The organism is Kitasatospora sp. NPDC002965 (genome assembly GCF_040611255.1).
GTDB lineage: Bacteria > Actinomycetota > Actinomycetes > Streptomycetales > Streptomycetaceae > Kitasatospora.
Window position 1 is genome coordinate 31,240 of sequence record NZ_JBEXNT010000059.1, and the last position, 22,702, is coordinate 53,941.

18 protein-coding genes are annotated in these 22,702 nt (G+C 72.2%); 8 read left to right on the forward strand and 10 right to left on the reverse strand.

The genetic code is table 11. The features are described from left to right. The first annotated feature begins 263 nt into the window (after positions 1 to 263). Together ABZY91_RS22595 and ABZY91_RS22600 are read left to right on the forward strand one after the other, a co-directional pair. Positions 264 to 3,092 carry an SdrD B-like domain-containing protein gene (locus ABZY91_RS22595; RefSeq protein ID WP_355404778.1) on the forward strand — a complete coding sequence of 943 codons (2,829 nt, stop codon included), beginning with the start codon at positions 264 to 266 and terminating at the stop codon, positions 3,090 to 3,092. Between the two features lie 261 nt (positions 3,093 to 3,353). After that, positions 3,354 to 4,064, forward strand: a complete 711-nt coding sequence (locus ABZY91_RS22600; RefSeq protein ID WP_355404780.1) for a hypothetical protein — start codon at positions 3,354 to 3,356, stop codon at positions 4,062 to 4,064. Positions 4,065 to 4,106: 42 nt separating this feature from the next. Here the strand turns inward: ABZY91_RS22600 and ABZY91_RS22605 are convergent, their stop codons facing one another. Beyond that, positions 4,107 to 5,453 (reverse strand): right-handed parallel beta-helix repeat-containing protein, encoded by a 1,347-nt coding sequence (locus tag ABZY91_RS22605; protein ID WP_355404782.1) that lies wholly within the window; start codon positions 5,451 to 5,453, stop codon positions 4,107 to 4,109. Between the two features lie 31 nt (positions 5,454 to 5,484). Here ABZY91_RS22605 and ABZY91_RS22610 point away from each other — a divergent pair, with 31 nt between their 5' ends. Further along, positions 5,485 to 6,705, forward strand: a complete 1,221-nt coding sequence (locus ABZY91_RS22610; RefSeq protein ID WP_355404784.1) for a Dyp-type peroxidase — start codon at positions 5,485 to 5,487, stop codon at positions 6,703 to 6,705. Between the two features lie 152 nt (positions 6,706 to 6,857). Here the strand turns inward: ABZY91_RS22610 and ABZY91_RS22615 are convergent, their stop codons facing one another. Together ABZY91_RS22615 and ABZY91_RS22620 are read right to left on the reverse strand one after the other, a co-directional pair. Next, a complete protein-coding gene (locus tag ABZY91_RS22615) occupies positions 6,858 to 7,235 on the reverse strand; it encodes a CBS domain-containing protein (RefSeq protein WP_355404786.1) in 378 nt (125 codons plus the stop codon). Between the two features lie 363 nt (positions 7,236 to 7,598). After that, positions 7,599 to 7,802 (reverse strand): cold-shock protein, encoded by a 204-nt coding sequence (locus tag ABZY91_RS22620; protein ID WP_030918248.1) that lies wholly within the window; start codon positions 7,800 to 7,802, stop codon positions 7,599 to 7,601. 538 nt (positions 7,803 to 8,340) lie between these two features. Between ABZY91_RS22620 and ABZY91_RS22625 the strand changes: the two genes are divergently transcribed. Together ABZY91_RS22625 and ABZY91_RS22630 are read left to right on the forward strand one after the other, a co-directional pair. Further along, complete coding sequence (locus tag ABZY91_RS22625) at positions 8,341 to 8,568, forward strand: hypothetical protein (RefSeq protein ID WP_329881504.1); 228 nt, start codon at positions 8,341 to 8,343, stop codon at positions 8,566 to 8,568. A 200-nt stretch (positions 8,569 to 8,768) separates the two neighbouring features. Beyond that, positions 8,769 to 9,131 carry a hypothetical protein gene (locus tag ABZY91_RS22630; protein ID WP_329881505.1) on the forward strand — a complete coding sequence of 121 codons (363 nt, stop codon included), beginning with the start codon at positions 8,769 to 8,771 and terminating at the stop codon, positions 9,129 to 9,131. A 178-nt stretch (positions 9,132 to 9,309) separates the two neighbouring features. Here ABZY91_RS22630 and ABZY91_RS22635 read toward each other — a convergent pair whose 3' ends face one another. Further along, positions 9,310 to 10,866 (reverse strand): glycosyl hydrolase family 18 protein, encoded by a 1,557-nt coding sequence (locus tag ABZY91_RS22635; protein WP_355404788.1) that lies wholly within the window; start codon positions 10,864 to 10,866, stop codon positions 9,310 to 9,312. Between the two features lie 734 nt (positions 10,867 to 11,600). On the opposite strand from ABZY91_RS22635, the gene ABZY91_RS22640 reads away from it, so the two are divergent. Together ABZY91_RS22640 and ABZY91_RS22645 are read left to right on the forward strand one after the other, a co-directional pair. After that, positions 11,601 to 13,328, forward strand: coding sequence for an amidohydrolase (locus ABZY91_RS22640; protein WP_355404790.1), 1,728 nt, complete (start codon positions 11,601 to 11,603; stop codon positions 13,326 to 13,328). A 282-nt stretch (positions 13,329 to 13,610) separates the two neighbouring features. Beyond that, positions 13,611 to 15,581 carry a ricin-type beta-trefoil lectin domain protein gene (locus ABZY91_RS22645; RefSeq protein WP_355404792.1) on the forward strand — a complete coding sequence of 657 codons (1,971 nt, stop codon included), beginning with the start codon at positions 13,611 to 13,613 and terminating at the stop codon, positions 15,579 to 15,581. A gap of 261 nt (positions 15,582 to 15,842) precedes the next feature. On the opposite strand, the gene ABZY91_RS22650 is transcribed toward ABZY91_RS22645, so the two are convergent. From ABZY91_RS22650 to ABZY91_RS22675, 6 genes are all read right to left on the reverse strand, one after another. Continuing rightward, the gene (locus ABZY91_RS22650) at positions 15,843 to 16,268 is read right to left on the reverse strand and encodes a peptidase inhibitor family I36 protein (RefSeq protein WP_355404794.1); all 426 of its coding nucleotides are present in this window, start codon (positions 16,266 to 16,268) and stop codon (positions 15,843 to 15,845) included. Between the two features lie 32 nt (positions 16,269 to 16,300). After that, positions 16,301 to 16,738 (reverse strand): peptidase inhibitor family I36 protein, encoded by a 438-nt coding sequence (locus ABZY91_RS22655; protein WP_329952672.1) that lies wholly within the window; start codon positions 16,736 to 16,738, stop codon positions 16,301 to 16,303. 114 nt (positions 16,739 to 16,852) lie between these two features. Further along, the gene (locus tag ABZY91_RS22660; RefSeq protein ID WP_355404796.1) at positions 16,853 to 17,299 is read right to left on the reverse strand and encodes a peptidase inhibitor family I36 protein; all 447 of its coding nucleotides are present in this window, start codon (positions 17,297 to 17,299) and stop codon (positions 16,853 to 16,855) included. 249 nt (positions 17,300 to 17,548) lie between these two features. Then, positions 17,549 to 18,271, reverse strand: a complete 723-nt coding sequence (locus ABZY91_RS22665; protein ID WP_355404798.1) for a phospholipid scramblase-related protein — start codon at positions 18,269 to 18,271, stop codon at positions 17,549 to 17,551. Between the two features lie 243 nt (positions 18,272 to 18,514). Then, positions 18,515 to 19,645: a glycosyltransferase gene (locus tag ABZY91_RS22670; protein WP_355404799.1), complete on the reverse strand. Its 1,131-nt coding sequence runs from the start codon at positions 19,643 to 19,645 to the stop codon at positions 18,515 to 18,517. A gap of 284 nt (positions 19,646 to 19,929) precedes the next feature. Next, complete coding sequence (locus tag ABZY91_RS22675) at positions 19,930 to 21,357, reverse strand: ParB/Srx family N-terminal domain-containing protein (RefSeq protein ID WP_355404801.1); 1,428 nt, start codon at positions 21,355 to 21,357, stop codon at positions 19,930 to 19,932. Positions 21,358 to 21,781: 424 nt separating this feature from the next. Between ABZY91_RS22675 and ABZY91_RS22680 the strand changes: the two genes are divergently transcribed. Then, positions 21,782 to 22,564 (forward strand): serine protease, encoded by a 783-nt coding sequence (locus tag ABZY91_RS22680; protein ID WP_355404803.1) that lies wholly within the window; start codon positions 21,782 to 21,784, stop codon positions 22,562 to 22,564. The last annotated feature ends 138 nt before the right edge of the window (positions 22,565 to 22,702 follow it).

Below are 22,702 nucleotides of genomic sequence, written 5' to 3' on the forward strand. Positions count from 1 at the left end.
CGGACCGGGTCCGACGGGACTCCCGCGCGGAAGGACCGCCGTTCCGGCCGGTGGCCAGGGCTAACTCCGTTGTGCCGTCACGCATCTGACGGGACTTCACCACCCAGCAGACCGGAACGCCTGACGGCTCGTCAAAGTTCCTGGTTCTCCTGCGAACTTGTGTGAAACCCCCTTAAGCTCCCGTTAAAAACAGCGGCTTCCCGCCACACGCGAACTCCCTCGCGAGGCCGGGGCGGAGGCCCGACCGCACGATGAGAGCAGGGATGACCACGACACATGGACAGAGGCCCGGAGCCGTACGCGGCCCGGAGCGGCGACGGCCGGGAGTGCTCGGCCGCCGCACGGTGGGCGGCGCCGCGGCGCTGGCCGTCGGAATCGGCGCGGGCTCGCTGGTGGCGGCGCCCGCGGCCTTCCCCCAGGCGGGCGACGGGACGGTGACGGTCCGCGTGGTGCGGGCCGTGGACACGAGCGGGGTCTGGACGCCCGCTCTGGAGCCGGGTCTGGCCGGCGTGAAGGTGACTCTCACGGACGACGCGGGAGGTGGCATCGAGGGCACCACCGCGGCGGACGGCACGGTGACGCTGACGCCGGCCGCGACCAAGCTCACCGGCGGCAAGTACCGTGTCCAGGTGGTGAATCCGAAGCCGGGCAAGCTGTTCCCGGCCTTCGCCTCGCGCCAGGGGCTGGCCGGCGGACCCACCCAGCTGAGCAGCAACGAGGAGTTCGTCGACCTCTCCGGCGGCAAGAACGTGGCGTACACCACCGGGCTGTGGAGCCCCGGTGACTACTGCCAGAAGAACGCGCCGCTGGTCACGACCTGCCAGCCGACCACGCGGGAGGGCGGGACGCAGCGCACGCTGGTGTCCTTCCCGTACGGCGCCCGCGGCACGGACGGCGTGGACGTGAACGTCACCAACGTCGCCACCAACGCCGAGACCGGTGCGCTGTACGGCATCGCGTGGAACCGGGCGGACCGGCGGGTGTTCTCCTCGGCCGTCGCCAAGCGGACCACGGACTACGGCCCCGGCGGCGCCGGCGCGGTCTACGTGACCGACCTCGCGCAGAAGCGGACCTCGCTGTTCACCACCGTCCCGGACGCCGGTTCGACCGTCCACGGCGGCGGCACCGACGACGCGTTCCTGGCGGTGCCGGGCAAGGAGAGCCTCGGCGGCATCAAGATCAGCGACGACGGCAAGGACCTCTTCGTCGTCAACCTCAACGACCGCAAGCTCTACCGCTACGACGCCACCGGGCCCACGGCGTCCGCACCGAAGGCCGCCTACCCGATCCCCGACCCGGGCTGCCCCGCGGCCGGGGACTGGCGGCCGTTCGGCCTCGGCCTCCAGGACGGCACCGGCTACCTCGGCGGCGTCTGCTCGGGCGAGTCGACCGGCAAGGCCTCCGACCTGCGCGCGGTGGTGCTGCCGTTCGACCTGGCCACCGGCGCCTTCGCACCGGCGGTGCTGAACCAGCCGCTCGACTACCCGCGCGGCTCCACGGTCGGCGGCGGCACCTGCGACGGGGCGGGCTGGTTCCCGTGGACCGGCACCTACCCGACCTCGCAGAACGGCCAGGCCTGCGGGGCCTACCTGGCGCAGCCGGAACCGGAGTTGGGCGAGATCACGTTCGAGACGGACGGCTCGATGCTGCTGGCGTTCCGCGACCGCTTCGGCGACCGCGCGCCGGCCGCGCCCACGCCGACCTCCGTCGCGAACGTGCTGTCCGGCGGCGACCTGAACAAGGCCTGCCCGGCGAACGGCACGTACGTGCTCGACACCAACAACGGCTGCGGGCTCTCGCCCCGCGGCACCCGGTTCTTCGACAACAGCCGGATGGGGTCGCACCACAACGCGGCCTTCGCCGGCATGGCACTGTCGAAGGTCGAGAACACCATCGCGACCTCCGGCTTCGACCCCAACTCCACCGCCTACGGCTACGGCACCGCGTTCGTCCAGCGCGACGGCAAGCAGGACCCGCTCTTCGGCCTGCGGCTCAACCCGCCGGGAACCATCGCCCCGTTCGGCAAGGGCGCCTCGATGGGCGACCTGGAGGTGCTCTGCGACCAGGCCCCGCTCCAGATCGGCAACCGGGTCTGGTACGACCCCGAGCGCAGCGGCGTCCAGCGCCCGGGCCAGCGCCCGGTGCCCGCGGCGACCGTCAACCTGTACGACGAGTCGGGGAAGCTCGTCGGCACCGCGAAGACCACGGCGCGCGGCGAGTACTACTTCGACGACTCCAACGTCACCGGTGGCCTCAAGCCGCGCACGAAGTACACCGTCCGGCTCGACAACCCGGCCGACTACGCCAAGGGCGGCCCGCTGTACCAGTGGGTGCCGACCGACGCCGACGTCGGCGACAACCGGTTCGTCGACTCCAAGGGCGTCGTCCCGGCGGGCGGGCAGTACGCCGAACGAGCGCTCACCACGGGCGGACCGGGCGAGAACGACCACACCTTCGACTTCGGCTTCCGGCAGCAGGAGGGCGCGCTGCGCCTGGTCAAGCACGACCAGGACGGCAAGCCGCTGGCGGGCGCGAAGTTCCGACTGTGGAAGGAGACCAACGGCACCGACGGGCTGCAGAGTTCCGGTGAGAAGCCCGACACGGCGGCCGGTGACCCCTGCACGACCGGGGCCGACGGCATCTGCAAGGGCAGCGGTGTGCCGGGAACCTACTACTGGCAGGAGCTGGCGCCGCCGGAGGGCTACGCCCCACCGGAGGTGACGGTGTTCGGGCCGTTGGTGCTGAACGCCGAGAACCTCGGCGCCGGGGTCGAGGTGACGGCCGTCAACCGGCTGATCCCCACGCCCACCCCGACGCCGACGCCGAGCGCGACGCCCACGCCCACTCCCACGCCGACCCCGACGCCGACCGGGGCGACGCCGACGCAGACGCAGGCTCCGACGCAGCCGAGCCCGGCCACGAAGCCGCCCGCCCCGCCGGCACCCGCCCCCGTCCCCGCCCCCGGGTCGCACCTGCCCAGCACCGGTGCGAGCGAGGGGATCCCGGTGATGGTGGCCGGCGCGGGTGCGCTGACCGTCCTCGGCGCGGCGCTCGTGATGCTGGCCCGCCGACGCAGGGCCCGGCAGCAGTAGCACGCCCCGCACGGCGGTCCTGAGGGACCGGCACCGGTCGGGCGGGTCCGCGGACTCCGGTCCGTGGACCCGCCCGACCGTCGTGACCGACCGACGAGAGAAGGCGATCGCATGGCCCGGAACGCAGGGGCCCGGACGACAGGGGCCCGAAGGGCAGAAGCCGCGAAGGCGGGCACCGGGGCGGGCAGCGGGAAGCCCGGGGGCGACCCCCGCGCGACACGTCGTCGGACCCTCCGGTTCAGGACCCTGGTCGCGCTCGTGGTGTGCGCCACCGCCGCGGGCGGCGTCGTCGCCTACCGGACCGTCGCAGGCGGGACCGGGGAGCGCGCGGTGACCGTCGACGAGGCCTCCCGGCTGGCCCTGTCGCGCCTGAACCTCTACCAGGCCGGCCCGGTCACCGTGACGCTCACCGCCGCCGAGGGCGGGGGCGTCGACGTCCGGGTCGAGGGTGTCGTGGACTACCGCACCCGCCGGGGCGTGGGCCGCTACCGGGTCACGGGGGCGAGCGGCCCGCTCGACCACGGCCTGGTCGTCTGGGACGCCGGCGGGCTCGGGCTCGCCCCCGAGCCCGCCGGTACCGACGGACCGGCCTGGCAGCAGGCCGAGCGCGTCCCCCGGCAGGGCTGGTCCCCGCGCACCTACACGGCGGACCCGCTGGACGCCGGGCTCCAACTGCTGGTCCAGCTGGGCGCCGACCGGCCGGACAACCCGCTGCTGCTCGCCCAGTCCGGGGCGCGCTGGCTCGGCACCGACCGCCTGGACGGCCGGATCCACGACCGGTTCGCCGGCCCGCGCGCCCAGGGCGCCGCGCCCGACGGCGGCCGGTCGCCCCTGACCTACTGGGTCGACGCCGACGCCACGTTGAGGCGGGTGACGATGCGGATGCCGGGCCTGGGCACCCCGACCACCGTGGAGTTCGCCGGACACGACGACGTCGCCAAGCTCCCCGAGGCGCCCTGGCTGACCGGCTGACCGGCCGGCCCAAGACCCGCCTCCCGCCCCTTCGCCCGCCCGTCAGCGCGCGGGCTGCGCCGGGAGCACGCCGGCATCCGTCGGAAGCGGGTACGCCCCCGGGTCCACCGCGCCCGGCAGACCGGTCGCCGGGCGGCCCGGCACCGTCGGGTCGGGCAGCGACGGCTGCGCGGGCGGCGCGGGCACCCGGCTGAACGGGACGCCGGGCGGCGCCAGGACCGTCGCCGTCCGGCCCGCCGGCAGCGGCCCGTGCGCCGGGCTTCCGCAGCCCGCCGCGGCCTCCAGACCGTCCGGGCTCTGCGTGGCGGGCCGGTTGCCGCTGAAGCAGTTGCCGGGGTCCGCCGAGGCGAGCACCAGGTCGGCGCCGTTGCCGTCCACCTGGTTGCCCTCGACCCGGTTGCCGGTCGCCGGGTGGCCCGGCGGATCGGTGACGATCACCCCGGCCGCGCGGTTGCCCCGGACGAGGTTGCGCTCCACCCGGTTCGCGGTGCCGCCGCCGATCCCGATGCCGATCCCGAAGCCGCCGTCGGCCTGCTCGGGCGTGTCGGCGGCGTTGTTGTCGACGACCACGTTGCCCGCGATCACCGCGCCGTGCTGCGGGGCCAGCGCCTCCAGGTCGTTGGAGTTGACCGTGACGCCCACCCGGTTGCCGGCCACGCGGTTGCCCACGATCGACAGGCCGTCGGAGGCGTTGGTCAGCTCGACCCCCACCGCGTTGCGCTCCACGGTGTTGCCGCGCACGACGGTGTCGCAGGGCTTGCACTGGCCGACGTAGATGCCGGAGTCGGCGTGCCCGGAGGCGTAGGAGTCCTCGATCACGCCGGAGCGCGCGTCGAAGGCGTAGATGCCGTACAGGCCGTTGTTGTACGACGTCACCCTGGTCGCACGGAAGCCCTCCACGGGCGGGAAGCGGGCGGTGTCCAGCGGGTCGTACGCCGAGCCGCCCGCGCCGCGCTGCTGCAGCTTCTCGTCCGTGACGCCGGTGAACAGGACGCCGTTGGCCAGGTATCCGTGGACGGTGAGGTTCTCCACCACGGAGCCGGGCCCGGTGACGGTGATGCCGTTGGCCAGCTTGAGCCCGCCGTCCAGCACCACGGCGGAGCGGTCCGTCCCGCGCACCACGACGTTCCGCTTGGGGACGCGCACGCTCTCGCGGTAGGTCCCCGGGCCGATCAGCACCGTGTCGCCCTCGCGCGCGACGTCCACGGCCTTCTGGACGGTGGGGAAGTCCTCCGGCACGCGGACCACGGTCCCGGCCGGGTGTGCTGCGTCGTCCGAGGCCGGACCCGCGGAGGAGCACCCCGCGGACAGGGCGGCCGCGAGGACGAGGGTGGTCGCCGCCGCTCCGGCCCGGAGAGCTGACAGACGATCAGGAAACGTGATTTGCATGGCACGTGTTCTATCGTCTCCAATAGGGCGCATGCCCACCGAACCGGGAAACGCGTCGTCGTCGAACCCGATCGCCGCGCCCGGCCTCGGCCGGCGGCGGGCGCTGCTGGCGGCCGGCGCGGTGCTCGCCGCCGGCGTCGGAGCCGCGGCGGGCGAACTGACGGACGGCGACCGCACATCGGGCCGCGCCACCGGAGCCGACGGCCCACCGCCCGGGGCGCCGACCCCCTTCCACGGCGCCCGGCAGTCCGGTGTGACGTCCCCTCAGCTCGCGGCGACGAAACTGGTCGCCTTCGACCTCCCGCCGAGCTCCACCGCCGCGGACCGGGAGGCCCTGCGCACCCTCCTCGCCGCCTGGACCCGCACCCTGGCCTCGGCGACGGCCGGAACCGGCCCGTCACCCGACCCGCGGCTACGGGCCGGCGGCACCACCCGGCTCACCTCGCTGGTCGGCCTCGGCCCCGCCCTCGCCGCCCGGCTCGGCCTCGCCGTCCCCACCGGGCTGGCCGAGCTGCCGGCGTTCCCCGGCGACCGCCTCGACCCGGCGCGCAGCGGCGGCGACCTGCTGCTCCAGCTCGGCGCCGCCGACCACTGGACGCTCGCCGTCGTCGGCGAACTCACCGCCACCGCCGCCCGGGCCGCCGGGGCCACGCCCCGCTGGTCGCAGTCCGGCTTCCTGCCGGGCACGGAGCCCGGCGCCACGCCCCGCAACCTGTTCGGCTTCAAGGACGGCAGCGCCAACCCGGACGAGGACGCGGCCCGCCAGTGGGTCTGGGGCCCACCGGGGCCGCACGAGAACGCCACCGTCCTGGTCTACCGACGGATCCGGATGGACACCGCCGCCTTCGCCGCCCTCCCCGAGGAGCATCAGAACCTCGCGATGGGCCGCCGCGCCGGTGACGGCGCCCCGCTGACCGGCACCGCCGAACACGACGAGCCCGACCTCTACGCCAAGCACCCGAACGGTGCCTACGTCATCCCCGCCACCGCCCACGTCCGCCTCACCGGCCCCCGGCTGGACGGCGGTGCCCGCATGCTCCGCCGGGGCTACAGCTACGACGACGCCCCCGGCGACCGCGGCCTGCTCTTCTGCGCCTTCATGCGCGACCCCGGCCAGTTCACCCGCGTCCAGGAGCGCCTCGCCACCCGTGACGCCCTCAATCCGTTCCTCGAACACACGGCGTCCGCCGTCGCCCACGTGCTCCCCGGCGCCCCGGAGGGCACCGCCCTGGGCGACCACCTGTGGTCCTGACGCTCCCGGGCCCGCACACCCCGGAGCCGGCTGCGCCCCGCGCGCGGTAGCGGGGGTCGGGGCGGGATCGCTGCGCCCCAACCCGGGGCGCGAAGGACCCGCCGCCCGTCCGTCCGGGTCGGTCGACGTCGGCGTCGGCGTCGGCGTCGGCGCTAGATGCTGAGCAGGCCGACGACGTGGCCGTCGTGGTCCACCACCGGCCAGCTGGTCAGGTCGCGGGAGCGCATGGCGGCAGCAGCCGTGGTGGCCGACATGTCGGCGGTGGCGAACGGGCCGCGGTCCAGGACGATGTTGCGCACCGGGGTGCGCTCGGTGTACCAGGAGCGGGCCTGGAAGGGCGCCAGGTGCAGGTGGGTCAGCAGCCCGGCGCAGCGACCGTCCTCGTCGCGGACCAGGAGGTGGTCCGCGCCGGAGCTCCGCAGGATGTCCATCGCCGTGTCGACCATGACGTCGTCGCTGATCTGCAGCTCCGGGTGTCGCATGAGGTCGCCGACCGTGGTGGTCGTGGGGTGTTCGAGGATCGTGGTCATGGGCGGGCTCCTTCTCGTGTCGTTCGCCGAGGCAGCCGGTTGATCAGCGCACGCGGAAGCCGCGAGGCAACGGGCCGGGCGTGTGACGGGCGGGGCGTGGACGGTGGAACCGTGCGGCACGTCGCCTACGGTCGGTGCTCACCGCAGAGGGCGGGAGCGCGGAACCGCGAACCGTGAAGTGTCACGGGAGGGGGCCGGTCCGGACGCGGCGCCGTGCGCCTCGCGTGGGGACGGCCGCCGGTGGCGGGACCGAGGGCCCGAACGGCCCGGGATGCGTCGTGACGCAATGCCGAAGGGCCCGCACCGGGCATCAAGTACTCGGTGCGGGCCCCTCGCTGCTGGGCGGGTGCCGTGGCAGAAGAACTACAGCGGGCGAATGTTCTCGGCCTGCGGGCCCTTCTGGCCCTGCGTGACGTCGAACTCGACCTTCTGGCCCTCAAGCAGCTCACGGAAGCCGTTGGCGTTGATGTTCGAGTAGTGGGCGAAGACGTCCGGGCCGCCACCCTCCTGCTCGATGAAGCCGAAGCCCTTTTCCGCGTTGAACCACTTCACGGTGCCATTAGCCATAAAAACAATCTCCTTCAAGGGCAGTCCGAAACACGTACAGCACGTGCTTCGAGTCGCCGCGATGAGCACCCACCCGGAAATATCCGGGAAACAAAAATGCGCCTGCGATACATCAGCAGGCGCACACAAAGTTCATGGGAACCACTACTGCAACTAAAACGACTCTAGCAGGCCCCGGCCCGCTGCGGGCGGATATTTCGCCCCGGGTTTTTCGACACCTCGCCCCGGGGTCGCCGGCACCGGGGCGCCGGGACGGCCAACGCGCTCCGGGGGTAGGCCTGTTGGTGCGGTCAGCCGCACCGTCCGAGCCCGCGGCCCTCCGGGGCGGGCGCGACTCACCCGGGTGCGGCGCGCCCGCCGTCGCCGCGACAGCCCCACGGGCCGCGCCACGGCCCCGCCCGGGCCCGTCCGGCCCGCCCCGGCCGGCGCCCCGCCCCGTTCCGGGGAGTTCTGTCGGCACACGCGGCATTACGGCCCGCGCAACCCGAATGCTTCGGGAAAGTCCCACCCCCGCGATATCCGGCGCATACTGGAAGGGATGAGGAAATCTGCAGCAGTCCACCGCCACCTGCCCACCAGCCCCTTCAAGGCCCGGGTCGAAGCGCCGCGCAAACACTTCGCCGTCGGTGACCGCGTCAGCCACGACACGTTCGGCCTCGGCCGGGCCATCGGGGTCGAGGGCGACAGCGATATCGCGGTTCTCGTCGACTTCGGATCCCGACAGGAACGCATCACCCAGCCCTACACCTCGATGTACAAGCTCTGACCCGGCGCCTCACCTCGCCGTTCACCCCGTCCCTCCGGCTCCGGCCGACGCACCGGCGGTCGTCGACGCCGGGCGTCCGGCCGCTCGGCCGGCGGCACGCCCACGGGTCGCGCCGCGGGAAGGCCGCGCCGTGGCAGCGCCGTGGAGACCGCCCCGGGCAAGGCTAGGCGGCCCCGGCACGGTGTCCTAGGCTGGGAGTCATGTCGAACCCCGACGGGCTGCTCGTCGACATCGCCGCGATGGTCGAATCCGAGCACAGCAACCAGATGTCCTTGACCGTGGTGGTCCCAGGCGCGGTCATCACCGGCAGGCTCGCGCCGGTGACCCTGTGGTGGGAGCGGGTGGCGGAGGTCCTCCAGGCGTCCGATCACCTGAAGCCGTTCGCCGCCCTCTTCGCCCAGCCCGCAGACGGCCCGCCCGCACGCCCCACCCACCTCCACCTCCACCGGGCGAAGATCCTCCAGGGCGACTTCGCGCTGCCCCACACCGGGGGCATGTACCGCATCGCCATCGAGGACGTCAACGCCTGGACGGTCGGAGACCTCAGCTACTCCGACACCTGACAGCCGCGGTCGCCCCGCCCTTCCCCTGCGAATTTCCCCTGCGAAGCACACACCCCTGCGGGTGATCCGGGCCCTCGGCGGCCTCGGATCACCCGCAGGGGTGGTTTCGGTCGGTGATCGGCTCCGGCGCGCAACGGCGCACCGGAGCCCCCGGAATCAGCGGGACATCAGCGGGACATCAACGGCCCTGGAGGGACTTGACGTTGTCGCCGAAGCTCCAGCCCTTGGAACCGTCCCAGTTGATCGACCACGTCATGAGCCCCTTCAGCGAACCGCTGAACGCGTTCCACGACTGGCTGACCAGGCCCGGCGCCATGTAGCCGCCGCCGGCGCCGGGTTGGGCCGGCAGGCCGGGCACCTGCTTGTCGTAGGGCACCTTGATGGTGGTGCCCTGGATGACCAGGCCGTTGTTCAGGCAGGTGGTCTGCGCGGTGAAGCCCTGGACGGTGCCGGCCTGGTAGGAGTCACCGGAGCAGCCGTACATGCTGCCGTTGTAGTACTGCATGTTCAGCCACCACAGCCGACCGTTGTCGACGTACTTCTTGATGATCGGGAGGTAGGAGCCCCAGATCGACCCGTAGGTGACGCTGCCGCCGGTGACGTACGCGGTCTCGGGGGCCATCGTCAGACCGAAGCCCGCGGGCATCTGGGCGAGGACGCCGTCGATGATGCGGATCAGGTTGGACTGGGAGGCGGACAGGGTGTTGATGTTGCCGCTCCCGGACAGGCCGGTCTCGATGTCGATGTCGATCCCGTCGAAGTTGTACTTCTTGAGGATCGGGACGACGGTCGCCACGAACTTGTCGGCGACGGTGCTGGAGCTGAGGTCGATGCCGGCGGCGGCACCGCCGATCGACATCAGGAGCGTGGCGCCGGCGGCCTTGGCCCGGCACATCTCGGCCGGGGTCGAGACCTTGACGCCGGCGTCCATGCCGTCCTGCCACAGGACGGTGCCGTCCGAGAGGATCACCGGGAAGGCGGCGTTGATGACGTTGTAGCCGTGCGCGGCGATCCGGCTGTCCGTGATGGGGACCCAGCCCATGCCGGGGTGCACGCCGTTCGCGGCACCGTCCCAGTTCTCCCAGTAGCCCTGCAGCACCTTGCCCGACGGCTTGGGCTTCGTCGGGCAGGTGTCACCCGGCGGCGTGGTCGGAGGCGTCGTGGGCGGTGTCGTGGGGGGTGTCGTGGGAGGGGTGGTCGGAGGCGTCGTGGGCGGCGTGGTGGGCGGCGTCGTCGGAGTGGTCGGCGACGGGCTGTTGCCGCCGGGGCCGGCGAGCGACACGTCGTCCACGTGGTACGCGGGCTGCCCGTACCAGCCGTGCAGGAAGACGGTCACCGAGGTGGTGTTCGCCCCGGTGGCGAAGGCGACGCTGAGCTGGCTGTAGGACGAGCTGCTCGGCGTCCAGGTGGACGTGGTGCCCGTGAGGCCGGTGCCGGTGGCGCCCAGGTAGATGTAGCTGCCCTGGACGTACGCGCTCAGCGTGTACTGGGAGTTGGGCTGCACGCTGATGGTCTGGGCGCACTGGGCGTTGTCCAGGCCGGTCGGCGTCGCCTTGAGCGCGGAGGTGCCGGAGCGGACCGGGCTGCCGACGGCCGCGCCGGATCCGCCGGAACAGGTCCAGTCGGCGAGTCCGTTCTCGAATCCGGAGTTGGCCACCAGGTTGGGGGTGACGGCCCCGGCCGTGACGGTACCGGCCACCGCGAGGCCGGCGCCGATGACGGCCGCGGCGCTCATCCCCGCGAGGGATCGCCGCAGGACGGCCGGTCCGGGCTGGGTGCGGCCGGTCCGGTTCACGTGCGATGCGCGTTCCACGGCCGCCCGCTGCGGGCGGGGGGTTCGGGACGACTCGCTCCCGGCCCGGTCGCCTTCGAGGCGGCCGGGGTTCGCACCAGGGCGGGAATCGCCCGACAGACGCGGAGTACGGGACCTCCGACGGAACATGTTGTGCTCCCTTCCCGCCGAGCGCCATGGACATGACCGACGCGTGGGGGCGTGACGCCCGGCTCTGGGTGAGGTGGGGACATGTGGGGCTGTGCCGGACCGGATCGTAGAAGGGGCGGCGAGGCCCGTCAATAGGTCTGGACCAATCCCGGGAGGCGTGGCCCGGTCGAGCGAGGGCGACCCGCCGAGGGTCCGCGCGCGGAAGGACCGACAAGTACACTGGAGGTGAAGGGAGTTGTACCGATCAACCGGTCCGCGGCCCGGTGGTGGCCATGCCCACCGCCGCCTCCCTCGACCGGCCGACCGCAGGCGAGTTCCGGCCGCCGGCCGTCACGGGCGCGGCCCGGTGGCCGGATTCCCCCCACCGGGGGCGGCGGGCGCCGGAGGACCGTGTGGCGGCCGGGCCCGGCGGGACCGGCAGGTGATTGACCCGTCCCGGTGAACGTCGGCCGTTCTCAACGACGTTCGGCCGCCGGGCTCCTAGGTTGGGAGCTGGTTTCGCACCCCCTACCGAACGGGAGACCCGCATGGCCGAACAGGCCGACCTCATCCTCCACGGCGGCGAGATCGTCACCGTCGCCGAGCACAGCGACGCGTCGCCCGAAGCGGTGGCCGTCAAGGACGGCACGATCGTCTTCGTCGGCACCCGGAAGGAGGCGGAACACTGGAGCGGCCCGCGGACCGTCGTGCGGGACCTCGAAGGCCGCGCCCTCCTGCCCGGGTTCATCGACGCCCACGGACACCTCGGCGGCATCGGCCTGCAGACCGTCATCGCCAACCTGCTGGCCGCTCCGGACGGCGACGTCACCGACATCGGCTCGCTGAAGGACAAGCTGCGCGCCTGGGCCGACGGCCCGACGGGGACTGACTCCGCGTGGATCATCGGGTTCGGGTACGACGACGCGATGCTCGACGAGGGCCGGCACCCCACCCGCGACGACCTCGACGAAGTGTCCACGGAGCGCCCGGTGCTGGCCATCCACCAGTCGTTCCACCTCGGCGCGGTGAACAGCCTCGGCCTGCGGCTGCTCGGCTTCTCCGCCGCCACGCGCGACCCCGAGGGCGGGGTGATCCGGCGGCGGGAACTCGCCGTCCCGCCCTCGTACGGCGAGCCCGACGGCGTCCTGGAGGAGAAGGCGTTCACCCCGGCCTCGGAATCGGCACTCGCGGGGCTGCCGGAACGCGAACTGCGGGCGCTGTTCGTCACGGGCGCGGCCACCGCGGCGGCCTTCGGCTTCACCACGGTGCAGGAGGGCGGCACCAACCTCGCCAACCTCAAGGCCCTGCGGGACACGGCAGCCGCCGTGCTGCTCCCGGTCGACGTGGTCGCGTACGTGAAGGCCGAGGATGCCCTCTCCTCCGCATTGGACGACCCGATCGGCGTGAGCGACACGTACGTCGACCGCGTCCGGGCGGCCGGGGTGAAGCTGGTCCTCGACGGCTCGCCGCAGGGGCGCACCGCGTGGCTGACCAAGCCGTACCTGACGCCGCCGGCCGGGCAGCCGGACGGCTACAGCGGGTACCCGACGGTGCCGGACGACGCGGTGGTCGCCAAGCAGGTCGGCACGGCGGTCGAGCGGGGCTGGCAGGTCCTGGCGCACGTCAACGGCGACGCGGCCATCGACCAGTTCCTCCGGGCGGTCGAGGCCGCCGGGCCGGGGCGGCGGCCGACCGTGGCGATCCACGCGCAGACGGCCCGCGAGGAGCAGGTCGAGGCGTTCGCCCGGCTGGAGATCGTGCCCTCCTTCTTCTCGATGCACACCTACTACTGGGGCGACTGGTACCGCTCGGTGGTCCTCGGCGAGGAGCGGGCGGAGGCCATCTCCCCCGCCCGCTGGGCGCTCGACCGGGGCCTGCGCTACACCTCGCACCACGACGCGCCGGTCGCCCTGCCGAACTCGATCGCCGTGCTGTCCAGCCAGGTGACCCGGCGCACCCGCACCGGCGCCGTCCTCGGGCCCCAGCACCGGGTGTCGCCCCTGGACGCCGTCCGCGCGATCACGCTCAACGCCGCCCACCAGTACGGCGAACAGGACCGCAAGGGCAGCATCGAGGTCGGCAAGCTCGCCGACCTGGTCGTCCTCAGCGCCAACCCGCTGACCGTCGATCCGGAGGAGATCCGCGACATCGAGGTCGTCGAGACCATCAAGGCCGGCGCCACCGTCCACCCGCCCGCACCGACCGGCCGGGCCTCCGAGCCCCCGGCGGCCGACCCGGCGACCGCGCCCACCCCGCACTGGGGCTGCTCCTGCTGAACCGGCGACCCCGGCTCGCCCCCACCACGACCGGCGGCCACGGCCGCCGGTCGTTCCCGGTCCGGGCCGGGCGCACGGGCCGTCGGCGGCGATCCTGACGTCACCGGTATCGAGGCCGGTCCGCAGAACCCGGCGGGCCGGGGTCGTGCACGAAAGGGCAGTCCGGCCGGCCCCGTCGTATGGATGCCGTCAGGAGTCGCGGGCCGGAGGATTCCGGGGTCTAGCATCCGTCTCTGTCGAGAAGAGAAATATCTCTCGGTCGAGAAGAAGGATGATGACGACGTGAAACCCCTGTCCCGCCTGAAACGCTCGCTGGCCCTCGCGGTCGCCGCATTCGCCGTGGTCTCCGGTCCGAGTGTGCAGGCCGAGGCCGCTCCGGCGGCGAACTTCCCCGTGGACAAGACCTGCGGAACCCCGGCCGTTCCGGGCGGCGGCAACTGCATGTCCTCGCTGATCAGCTCCACCTTCGACATGATCAAGCTCATGCACAACGCCGCCAACGTCAACAAGCTGGACAACGCGGAGTTCACCCAGAACACGGCGGCGAAGTTGAGCGCCAGGTTCCCGGGGTTCAACGTCATGGTGTTCAAGACCGTGGGCACCGACCTGTACGACACCGAGTGGTTCACGAACGAGCACAAGACCGACATGAAGGGGGTTCTGCTCGACACCACCTACAAACTCAACCATTTCCTGGACAAGGAGAAAAAGGAACCCTCCGGTTACGACAAATTCCGGATATGGGTCTTCCAGGGGGATTCGACCTTCCGCAACCGGGGGGACGGCGGCTACATGAACTGGGCGTTCGTCGGCAACGACGGCGACAGCGTCAAGAAGGAGCCGTGGACCTGCCGGGCGAACACCGCGCGGCCCTACAGGTGCGACGGCGACGTGCGCACCATCCACTTCCCCGCCCGGTCCGGCCACGCCACCAGGACCGGCAGCCTGACCCCCGACTCCAGCGGCCCCGGCTACCACGCCTGCCTGGACGTCAGCGGCAACGGCACCGCGAACGGCACCCCCGTCCAGATGTGGGAGTGCAACGGCGGTGACGCGCAGAGGTGGACCTACAACGGGTACAAGCTCCGGGCCGCCAACGGCAAGTGCCTGGACCTGGAGGCCAACAGGACCGCGAACGGGACCAGGCTCCAGGTCTGGGACTGCCTGGAGATCCCCGGTCAGCGCTGGCACATGTCGCCCAGCGGCAGTCTGCGGCACATGACGGACCAGGACGACCGGTCCAGGGACGTCTGCATCGACGACCTGAGCGGCCGGACCGCCAACGGCAGCACGGTGGCGGCCTGGGCCTGCGGCTCCGAGGACAACCGGACCGCGCCCAACCAGAACTGGGCCTGGGGCGGCACCCCGCCCACCACCGGCCCGACCCAGCCCGGCAACGGCGCCGACATGTTCCTCAAGCTCGACAACGGGCTGGGCGCCGTCCCGGTCGGCGGCTCCGCCGGGGCCGCGGTCGTCGCCGGGCTCCGGGGCGGCAACGAGTCCAAGTGGAAGGTCGCCCCGGTGGGCGGCGGCCGCTACCGGATCACCAGCTCCTACGGACTGGAACTCACCGAGAGCAGCGGCTACCTGGCCGAGCTCCAGCCGTGGAGCAACTCCTCCCGGCAGAAGTGGGAGCTCGTCGGAGTCGGCAACGGCAAGTACCAGATCCGGATCTCCGACGACGACTGCCTCGCCCACGACTCCGACTTCAAGCAACTCGGCGTGTGGACGTGCAAGCGCGGCTGGCAGCAGGAATGGGTGCTCGAGTCCACGTCCGGCGGCGTGATCACGCCGACCGACCCGACCGGCCCCACCGATCCGACGAACCCGAAGCCCCCGACCGGAGGCGGCTCCCGCGTCCCGACCGAGCGGCCGCTGTTCCTGAAGCTCTCCAACGGGCTGGGCGCGACGGCGCCCAACGAGACCGCGAGCTGGGGTGCGCCGATCCTGGGCGGGATCCTGGGGTACAAGGGGTCCACGTGGACGGTCAAGCCGCTGGGCGGGGACCGCTACCGGATCGTCAACGACCTCGGGTTCAACCTCACCGAGAACCCGGACACCTACGTCGCCGAACAGCAGGCGTGGGGCAACACCCCCAACCAGAAGTGGGAGTTCGTCAGCCTCGGCGACGGCAAGTACCGGATCCGGATCGACGACGACAACTGCCTCACCCACGACTCCGACCACAAGCAGCTCGGGGTGTGGACCTGCGAGGGCGGCTGGAAGCAGGAGTGGTCCTTCCACCTCCTCTGACCGGCGGTCCCTGACCGCACCTGCCCCCGCACCAGGCCGAGGACGTCCGCCCCTCCCGCCGGACGGCCCGGGCCTCCCTCGTCAACGAGGCGGGAGTGATCGCCGGGCACGCCACCCTGGTCGACGTGCCCGGCGCGCCGGCGATTCCGCGCGCGACGCTCTGGAAGCGCTGACGGCCGCGACCCGCGGTCACCCCGGCCCGGCAGGGGCGCGACCCGCGAGCGCGACCGCCCCGTTGCGGACTGCGGGATCAACGACACGTCAGCAGTACTTGAAGGAACTGATCCTGTCGTTGATCCACGACGGCACGGAGGGCCAGTGCTCCCGGGGGCCGATCCTGAACTCCAGCCCTCCGTACCCGTTGTGCTCGTAGAAGCAGATACTGCTCCCCGTGTTGTTCAGCACCGACGACGCGGTGTCCTGCATCCCCGTCCAGAGGGCTCCGTCCCGCTTCAGCTTCCCCATGTCCCCGACGTTCTGGTCCGACGCGATCGACCCGAACTTGGAGCCGCTGGTGGCGCCGACGTAGTCGTTCTCGGACCACAGGCAGACGTGATTTCCGGGGCACGCTCCGGCGCCCTGCCCGATGCCGAGGATCGTGGTGGCGCTCGCGGACGGCGCCGCCGTCATGATCAGTCCGATGACGGCGGCGGCACACAGTCCGAGCCTGACCGAATTCTTGGGCAATTTCCTTACCGTCCGTTCAGGTCTGGGAAGCGTCAGCAGTACTTGAAGGAGCTGATCCTGTCGTTGATCCACGACGGGACGGAGGGCCAGTGTTCCCCGGGGCCGATCTTGAACTCCAGGCCGGAGTACCCGTTGTTCTCGTAGAAGCAGATGCTGCTCCCCGTGTTGTTCAGCACCGACGACGTGACGTCCTGCATGCCCTTGTCCCCGGTGGAGCTACGGGCGAGCTTTCCCATGTCACTGACGTTCTGGTTCGACGCGAAGGAGCCGAACTTGTGGTCATAGACGAACTTCCCCTGAATGAAGTTGCCTTCCGACCACAGACAGACGTAGCCGCTGGGGCACGAGCCGGCCCCGTGGCCGATGTCGAAGACACTGGTGGCGCTCGCGGACGTCGCCGTGGCCACGAACAGCCCGGCCGCGGCAGCAGCACACACTCCGAGCCTCGTCATCGTGCTCTTCGAGAACATGGTCCCTCTCTTCCGGATTCGGCCCGACCGTGCCGATCCTGTGCTTCGGGTGGTTGACTCAGTGGGTTGGTGGATACCGGTTCGTTCGTCGTCCACAGGGCCGACGTGGCCGGATCAGCAGAACTTGAAGGAGCTGATCCTGTCGTTGATCCACGACGGGACGGAGGCCCACTTCTCCGAGGGACCGATCCTGAACTCCAGGCCGCCGTAGCCGTTGTGCTCGTAGAAGCAGATGCTGCTCCCCGTGTTGTTCACGACCGAGGAGGCGGAATCCTGCATGCCCTTCCAGCGGAAGAGCTTGCTCTCGTAGGTGAACTTCCCCATGTCCGAGACGTTCTGGTCCGAACCCACGGCCCCGTAGTCGTACCCGCTCGCCGGATTCCCCCTGACGAAGTTGTTCTCGCTCCACAGGCACACCCAGTTGGCGGGGCACTTGCCGGATCCGGTCTGAATGTCGGTGAGGACGTAGGCGTTCGCACTCGTCGTCGTGGCGGTGACCGCCCCGACCAGCGCGGCAGCGCCCACCGCCACCCGCATCACCGTTCGCCGCAGGTTCCTCATGATCTCCTCCGCCTTCTCCGTCGGCCCTGGCCGGCGCGTCCGCGCCGGCTGCCAGGGGTGTCGCTCCGGCGTGTCCGCCCTCGGAGCAACTCCACTGTGCCGTCGGGGCCGCACGGGCGGCATCAGTCATTTGACTGCTCTCGAACGACTGCTCTCGAAGCCGACGCCGACGCCACACACCGCGGTTACACGTTCACGGCCCCGCCTCCCGGTCGGGAGGCGGGGCCGTGAACACCGTGCGGGCAGCGGCTACCCGAAGCCGCGGGCGTCCTGCTTCAGCGCCGTGTCCACGGTCAGCGCGGTCGCCACGACGAGGCTGAGCAGCGGGTCGGCGAGCGGGCGGTGGATCTGGAGCACGTAGTTGTCGGCCGTGGTGAACATCGTCTTCGCCAGGCCCTCCCAGGTCTTGGTGATCCGGGCGATCTCGGTGTCCGTCCCGTCGACGATGGAGAAGTTCCAGGCCCGCCAGTTCTCCGCCTTGACGGCGCCGACCTTCTGCCCGCCGACCTCCAGCGCGAAATTGATCTTCCCGATGGCGTTCTGCTGAACGATCTGGCCGATCTCTCGGCCGTCCGGACGCTGCACGACCACCCGCGACTTGATGAACTTCGCCGGGCGGGTGAGCAGCAGCACCGGGGTGCCCTGCGCGTCGCGGATCTCCAGCTTGTGAGTCAGGTACTGGTCGAGGGAGGTGAGCAGCCGTATCGCCTTGCGCAGTCCGCTCTGGCCGACCTGGACCACCGAGCCCAGGGTGGCGCCCTGCTGGTCGAAGACCGAGTACTCGTTGGTCAGCTCGATCAGCTTGGCCTTCTGGTTCACCACCAGGACCGGCTCGGAGAAGAGGGTGCCGCCACCACCGTGGACCGGTCCGACGCCCGCCTGCTGCTGCACCTGGCGCTGGACCTTGGCGAAATCGCCGACCGGAGCGGCCGGCTGCCCGGGGATACCGGGCGTGTTCGTGTTCTGGGACATGGCGGGCAGGTTAGGCTCAGTCCTCCTCCGGTAGCCAGAATCGTCTCGAACGGCCCGGGTTCGTCCGAGACCCCGAACAGGGCCTGCAGCCTGCGCGTTCGGGTGTTGCGAGCGACAGCCGGCCGGTGTTCGAAGCCGCGGGTGTGACCGATGTCACGTCAGGAGCCCGCCCGTCTGCGAACGATCCGGCCGCTCGAACCCTTCGGCGACCGCGCCACAGGTGCGCCGGTCGGGGCCCGGGGGTCAGCGGGCGGCGGCGGTGACGAGGGCTTCGATCTCGGGGACGACGGCGGCGGGCGTGGGGAGGGCGTCGTTCTCGGCGCGGAGCCGGAGCGCGCCGGCGCGGAGTTCCGGGTCCGCGACGAGGCGGGCGAGCAGGGCGGCGTCCACGTCGCCCGACGCGGAGCGCAGGCCCGCGCCGGTGGCGGCGAGGGCGTCGGCGACGGCGAAGCTGTCGGCGCCCTGCGGGAGGATGAGCTGCGGCACGCCGGCCTGCATGCCGGTGAGCGTGCTGCCGGACCCACCGTGGTGGATCACCGCGTCGCAGACCCTCAGCAACTCCGCCAGCGGGGTCCACGGCAGCGGGCGGACGTTGTCCGGAAGGGTTCCGAGGTCACTGAGGTCGGCGCCGCCGACGGCGAGCAGGAACTCCGCGTCGACCGAGGCGGCGGCCTCGATCAGGCGGGCGATCGCGTGCACGCCGTCCACCTCCGTGACCACGGTGCCCAGGGTCACCGCGACCCTCGGCCGGACGCTCCGGCGCAGCAGGCCGGCCGGAACCACGCCACCGCCGTTGAAGGGGAGGTAGCGCATCCGCAGCCCGCCCGGGTCGCCGCCGAGCGAGGCCGGGACGACGTTCAGCGCGGTGGACTCGGCCGGGGCGGCCACCCCGTACGCCTCGTAGACGTCGGTGAAGTGACCTGCCAGCCGCGCGGCCAGCGAGAGGCCGGAGATGACACCGAAGTTCTGGAGCGCGGTCGGGATCCCGAGCTTGGCACCGACCAGTTGGGCGGAGGCCAGGCAGGAGTCGTGGACCAGGAGGTCCGCGCCCCAGCCGTCGGCGGTGGCCAGCAGGTCGTCCACGGTGGAGCGCGAGGCGTGGGCGAAGGCCGCGGCGGCCCGTTCGAGGATCTCGTCCTGGGTCATCTCCGGCCGGGCGAAGCGCATGGTCTCGCCCTCGAAGGCCTCGAAGGAGTCCTTGAGGGACCGGCCGTCGCCGATCTCCACGATCGGGAAGCCGGCCCCCCGGATCGGCTCCAACGGCTTCGGGACGGCGAACAGGATCTCGTGCCCGGCGGCCCGCAGGGCCTGCGCGGTCGGCACCATCGGGAACTGGTGGGTGGGCGCGCCCGGGCCGGTGAAGAGTATGCGCACGACAGTCTCCAGGTCGTTCATCGAATGATCGCTGATTCGGAAGGGCGCGGGCGGGGCCCGCACGCGCCATCATCTGATGAACCGTCATCGCTGCTCCCGGTACGATCGATAACCGGACATTCTCGTACCGGGCGGGACGGCAGGGGCCCCGCCCGGCGCGGTCCGCGCGCTCCCCGGCGTTGTCGGAGGCCGCGTTCGCCTGCCCCTGCGCGGGAGCGGACAACGACGCGGCCGCCGGCCGCCCTCGGGTGGAGGGCGGCCGGCGGCCGGAGGTACCACCGGGTTCAGGAGGTCGGGTTCCCGACGAGCTGGACCGGGCCGTTCAGGGTGTTCGGGGTGCAGCCCGGAGCGGCCAGGGTGAGGTGGTCACGGGTGTTCACCACGCTCAGCGGGCCGGTCAGGACGGTGCCGCAGAGCTGCACCGTACCCGCGCCCACCGCCTGGACCGGGCCGGTGATGTCCGAGCCCTTGACCACCAGGCTCGCTCCCGCGCGGACCACGACGGGCCCGGTCTGCCGGGCACCGGTCAGGCAGGTGGTGCCGCGCGAGACGACCAGCGGCCCGGTGTGTCGGCCGGTCACGGTCTCGGTGCAGGCCGGACCGGTCGGGACCTTGGCACGGAAGTCCAGGGCGTAGGCGAGCTTGCCGGGCTTGGCCTCGGTGATCGGGGCGCTCAGCTTGCCGAACTCGCCGCCGGTGGGCTTCTTGCCCGCGTTCCACGGGTTCAGCCGGCCCAGCTCGTCCGCCGTGCGGCCTTCGGTGATCACCGTGTCCCCCGGCACGGCCGACATGGCCTGGGAGGCCGTCCGGACCGCGGCCAGGTACGAGGTGCGGTCGGTCGTGCTGTACGAGCCGGGCAGGCCGATGCCCTGGCCGCGGAGCCAGTCGCCCCAGAGGAACTCCAGGTACTCGGCCGCGCCGTCCGGCACCGAGTAGCCGATGTCCCGGGTGAAGTAGACCAGGCTGCGGTACGGGTCGTCGTGGAAGTACGCCAGGCCCAGGTGCTGCGGCAGCTGCTCGACGGTGATCGGCCGGTTCTGCTCGTCGATCAGGCGGACCCAGTTGCGGGCCCGCATCTCCTGCCAGAAGGCGGTCGGGGACAGGTCGCTGAGGTTGGCCTGGACGACGAGGCGCAGGTGCAGCTCCGGCCCGCCGTCCGGGGCCTCCAGGAAGGAGGTCAGCGTGTGGTGGCCGTCGGTCAGGTAGAGCGCGCCGCCCGGGCCCACCACGACGGTCTTCATCTCCGCGCGACTCGCCTCGGTCTCCTGGCCCAGCGGGACGGTGCAGGTGAACGTCGCCGGGTCGGCGAGCCGCGCGCCCGGCAGCACCGTGGCGGCCACGCCCTGGCCGTTGGTCTCGCACCAGTCGTCGAAGCGCTTGTTGGCGGCGCCGTTCAGCTCGTCCTTGGGAGAGGTGTAGCGGCCGAGCTTGTAGTACACCTCGTCGTAGCCGACCGAGGGCTGGGTGGGGCGCACCTGGTCCAGGGTCACGTCCAGCAGGTCGCCCGGCCGGGCCCCCAGCGCCCCTCCCGGCGCCGTCGCGCCGGCCGGGCCCGCCGGGGCGGTGGCCACACCGGCGGTAGCCGCTCCGGCCGGGGTGGCGAGACCCGCCAGGCCGCCCAGCGCGAGCATGCCGGCCGCCGCGGCGGCGAGCGCGCTGCGGCCCGGGCTGCGGCGCGGGGGGACGGGCGCGGGGACGGGGCCGGTGCTCATGGTTCTCCTGCGGCTCGACGGCTGAAAGCGATCACTGCTGGCGCACATCCATCCATCACTCCCGGCTCGACGGGTGGCCGCAGGGCGTCCCCGGGGTTGCGGGTGCGTGAACCCTGGTCGTCGCCGTTCGCAGGGCCGGGGTCGGGACCGGGACCGGGGCCGGCCTCGCGGTCGTAGCGGCGCGCGGTGACGCCCTGCCACCGCGATGACCGCGTGCCGCCCGAGCCGGGAGCGCCGCCCCGTCCGACCTGCCGAAGCCTGCGCCCCGCACCCCCGGATGTTATGGGCCGCTGACATTGGCGCGGCCGGTGCCGCCGCTCACATACTCCTGTGAACGGCAGGTTGATGGGCCACCGACAACCCGAATCGGGTGTCCGGCCCTCCCCCTCCGCTCCCCCGACACCCCTCACCCGAAGGAACCCCCATGCGCCTTTCCCGACCCCTGTCCGCCGCGGGAATCGCCCTCGGCCTGGTCATCACCGCACCGGCGTTCATCGGCACCGCCGCGGCCGCCCCGACCCCCATCGTCGGCGGCGAACAGGCCACCTCCACCTACTCGTTCATGGGATCCATCCAGGTCAACGGCGGCCACTACTGCGGCGCCTCGCTCATCTCGCCCGAGTGGATGGTCACGGCTCTGCACTGCACCTACGGCCGCAGCGGCCCGCTCCAGCCCTCCGCCCTGCGCATCCGGATCGGCTCCAACGACCACCTCAGCGGCGGCACCCTGACCGGGGTCTCGCGGATCGTCCGCCCCTCCAACGACCAGAGCATGGCAGGCCAGGACATAGCCCTCCTGCGCCTCAGCAGCAGGGTCACCAACACGCCCGTGCCGATCACCTCCACCACCCCGCCCGACGGCTCCGCCACCCGGCTGCTCGGCTGGGGGCAGACCTGCCCGCAGAGCGGCTGCTCCACCTCCGCGCCCCGCTACCTCAAGCAGCTCGACACCAAGGTGCTGCCCGACAGCTCCTGCAGTGACATGGTGAACAGCCGCGAGCTGTGCATCGCGGGCACCACCTCCGCCACCGCCTGTTACGGCGACTCCGGAGGCCCGGCCCTGATCACCCGTAACGGCCGGCGCGAACTGGCCGGCGCCACGAGCCGCAGCGGCACCGACAGCGACACCTGCGGAGTCGGCGGCGCCATCTACACGGACCTGGCGTCCTGGCGACCCTGGATCCAGGAGTACACCGGCGCCCTCTGAGCCGTCGCTCCTGCGGCGCGACCCCCGCACGAGGGGTCGGGCCGCCGGACCGCGAGAAGAAGACCCCTCAGGTGCGGACCGACGCCCCACACATCACGCACCACGTCTCACGTCCCGCGTTTCACGCCAGAACCGTGG

Coding starts and splice junctions, on each gene's coding strand:
- ABZY91_RS22595 (WP_355404778.1), top strand. CDS start 264: ATGACCACGACACATGGACAGAGGCCCGGAGCCGTACGCGGCCCGGAG.
- ABZY91_RS22605 (WP_355404782.1), bottom strand. CDS start 5,453: ATGCAAATCACGTTTCCTGATCGTCTGTCAGCTCTCCGGGCCGGAGCG.
- ABZY91_RS22610 (WP_355404784.1), top strand. CDS start 5,485: ATGCCCACCGAACCGGGAAACGCGTCGTCGTCGAACCCGATCGCCGCG.
- ABZY91_RS22615 (WP_355404786.1), bottom strand. CDS start 7,235: ATGACCACGATCCTCGAACACCCCACGACCACCACGGTCGGCGACCTC.
- ABZY91_RS22620 (WP_030918248.1), bottom strand. CDS start 7,802: ATGGCTAATGGCACCGTGAAGTGGTTCAACGCGGAAAAGGGCTTCGGC.
- ABZY91_RS22625 (WP_329881504.1), top strand. CDS start 8,341: ATGAGGAAATCTGCAGCAGTCCACCGCCACCTGCCCACCAGCCCCTTC.
- ABZY91_RS22630 (WP_329881505.1), top strand. CDS start 8,769: ATGTCGAACCCCGACGGGCTGCTCGTCGACATCGCCGCGATGGTCGAA.
- ABZY91_RS22635 (WP_355404788.1), bottom strand. CDS start 10,866: ATGAGCGCCGCGGCCGTCATCGGCGCCGGCCTCGCGGTGGCCGGTACC.
- ABZY91_RS22640 (WP_355404790.1), top strand. CDS start 11,601: ATGGCCGAACAGGCCGACCTCATCCTCCACGGCGGCGAGATCGTCACC.
- ABZY91_RS22655 (WP_329952672.1), bottom strand. CDS start 16,738: ATGTTCTCGAAGAGCACGATGACGAGGCTCGGAGTGTGTGCTGCTGCC.
- ABZY91_RS22660 (WP_355404796.1), bottom strand. CDS start 17,299: ATGAGGAACCTGCGGCGAACGGTGATGCGGGTGGCGGTGGGCGCTGCC.
- ABZY91_RS22665 (WP_355404798.1), bottom strand. CDS start 18,271: ATGTCCCAGAACACGAACACGCCCGGTATCCCCGGGCAGCCGGCCGCT.
- ABZY91_RS22675 (WP_355404801.1), bottom strand. CDS start 21,357: ATGAGCACCGGCCCCGTCCCCGCGCCCGTCCCCCCGCGCCGCAGCCCG.
- ABZY91_RS22680 (WP_355404803.1), top strand. CDS start 21,782: ATGCGCCTTTCCCGACCCCTGTCCGCCGCGGGAATCGCCCTCGGCCTG.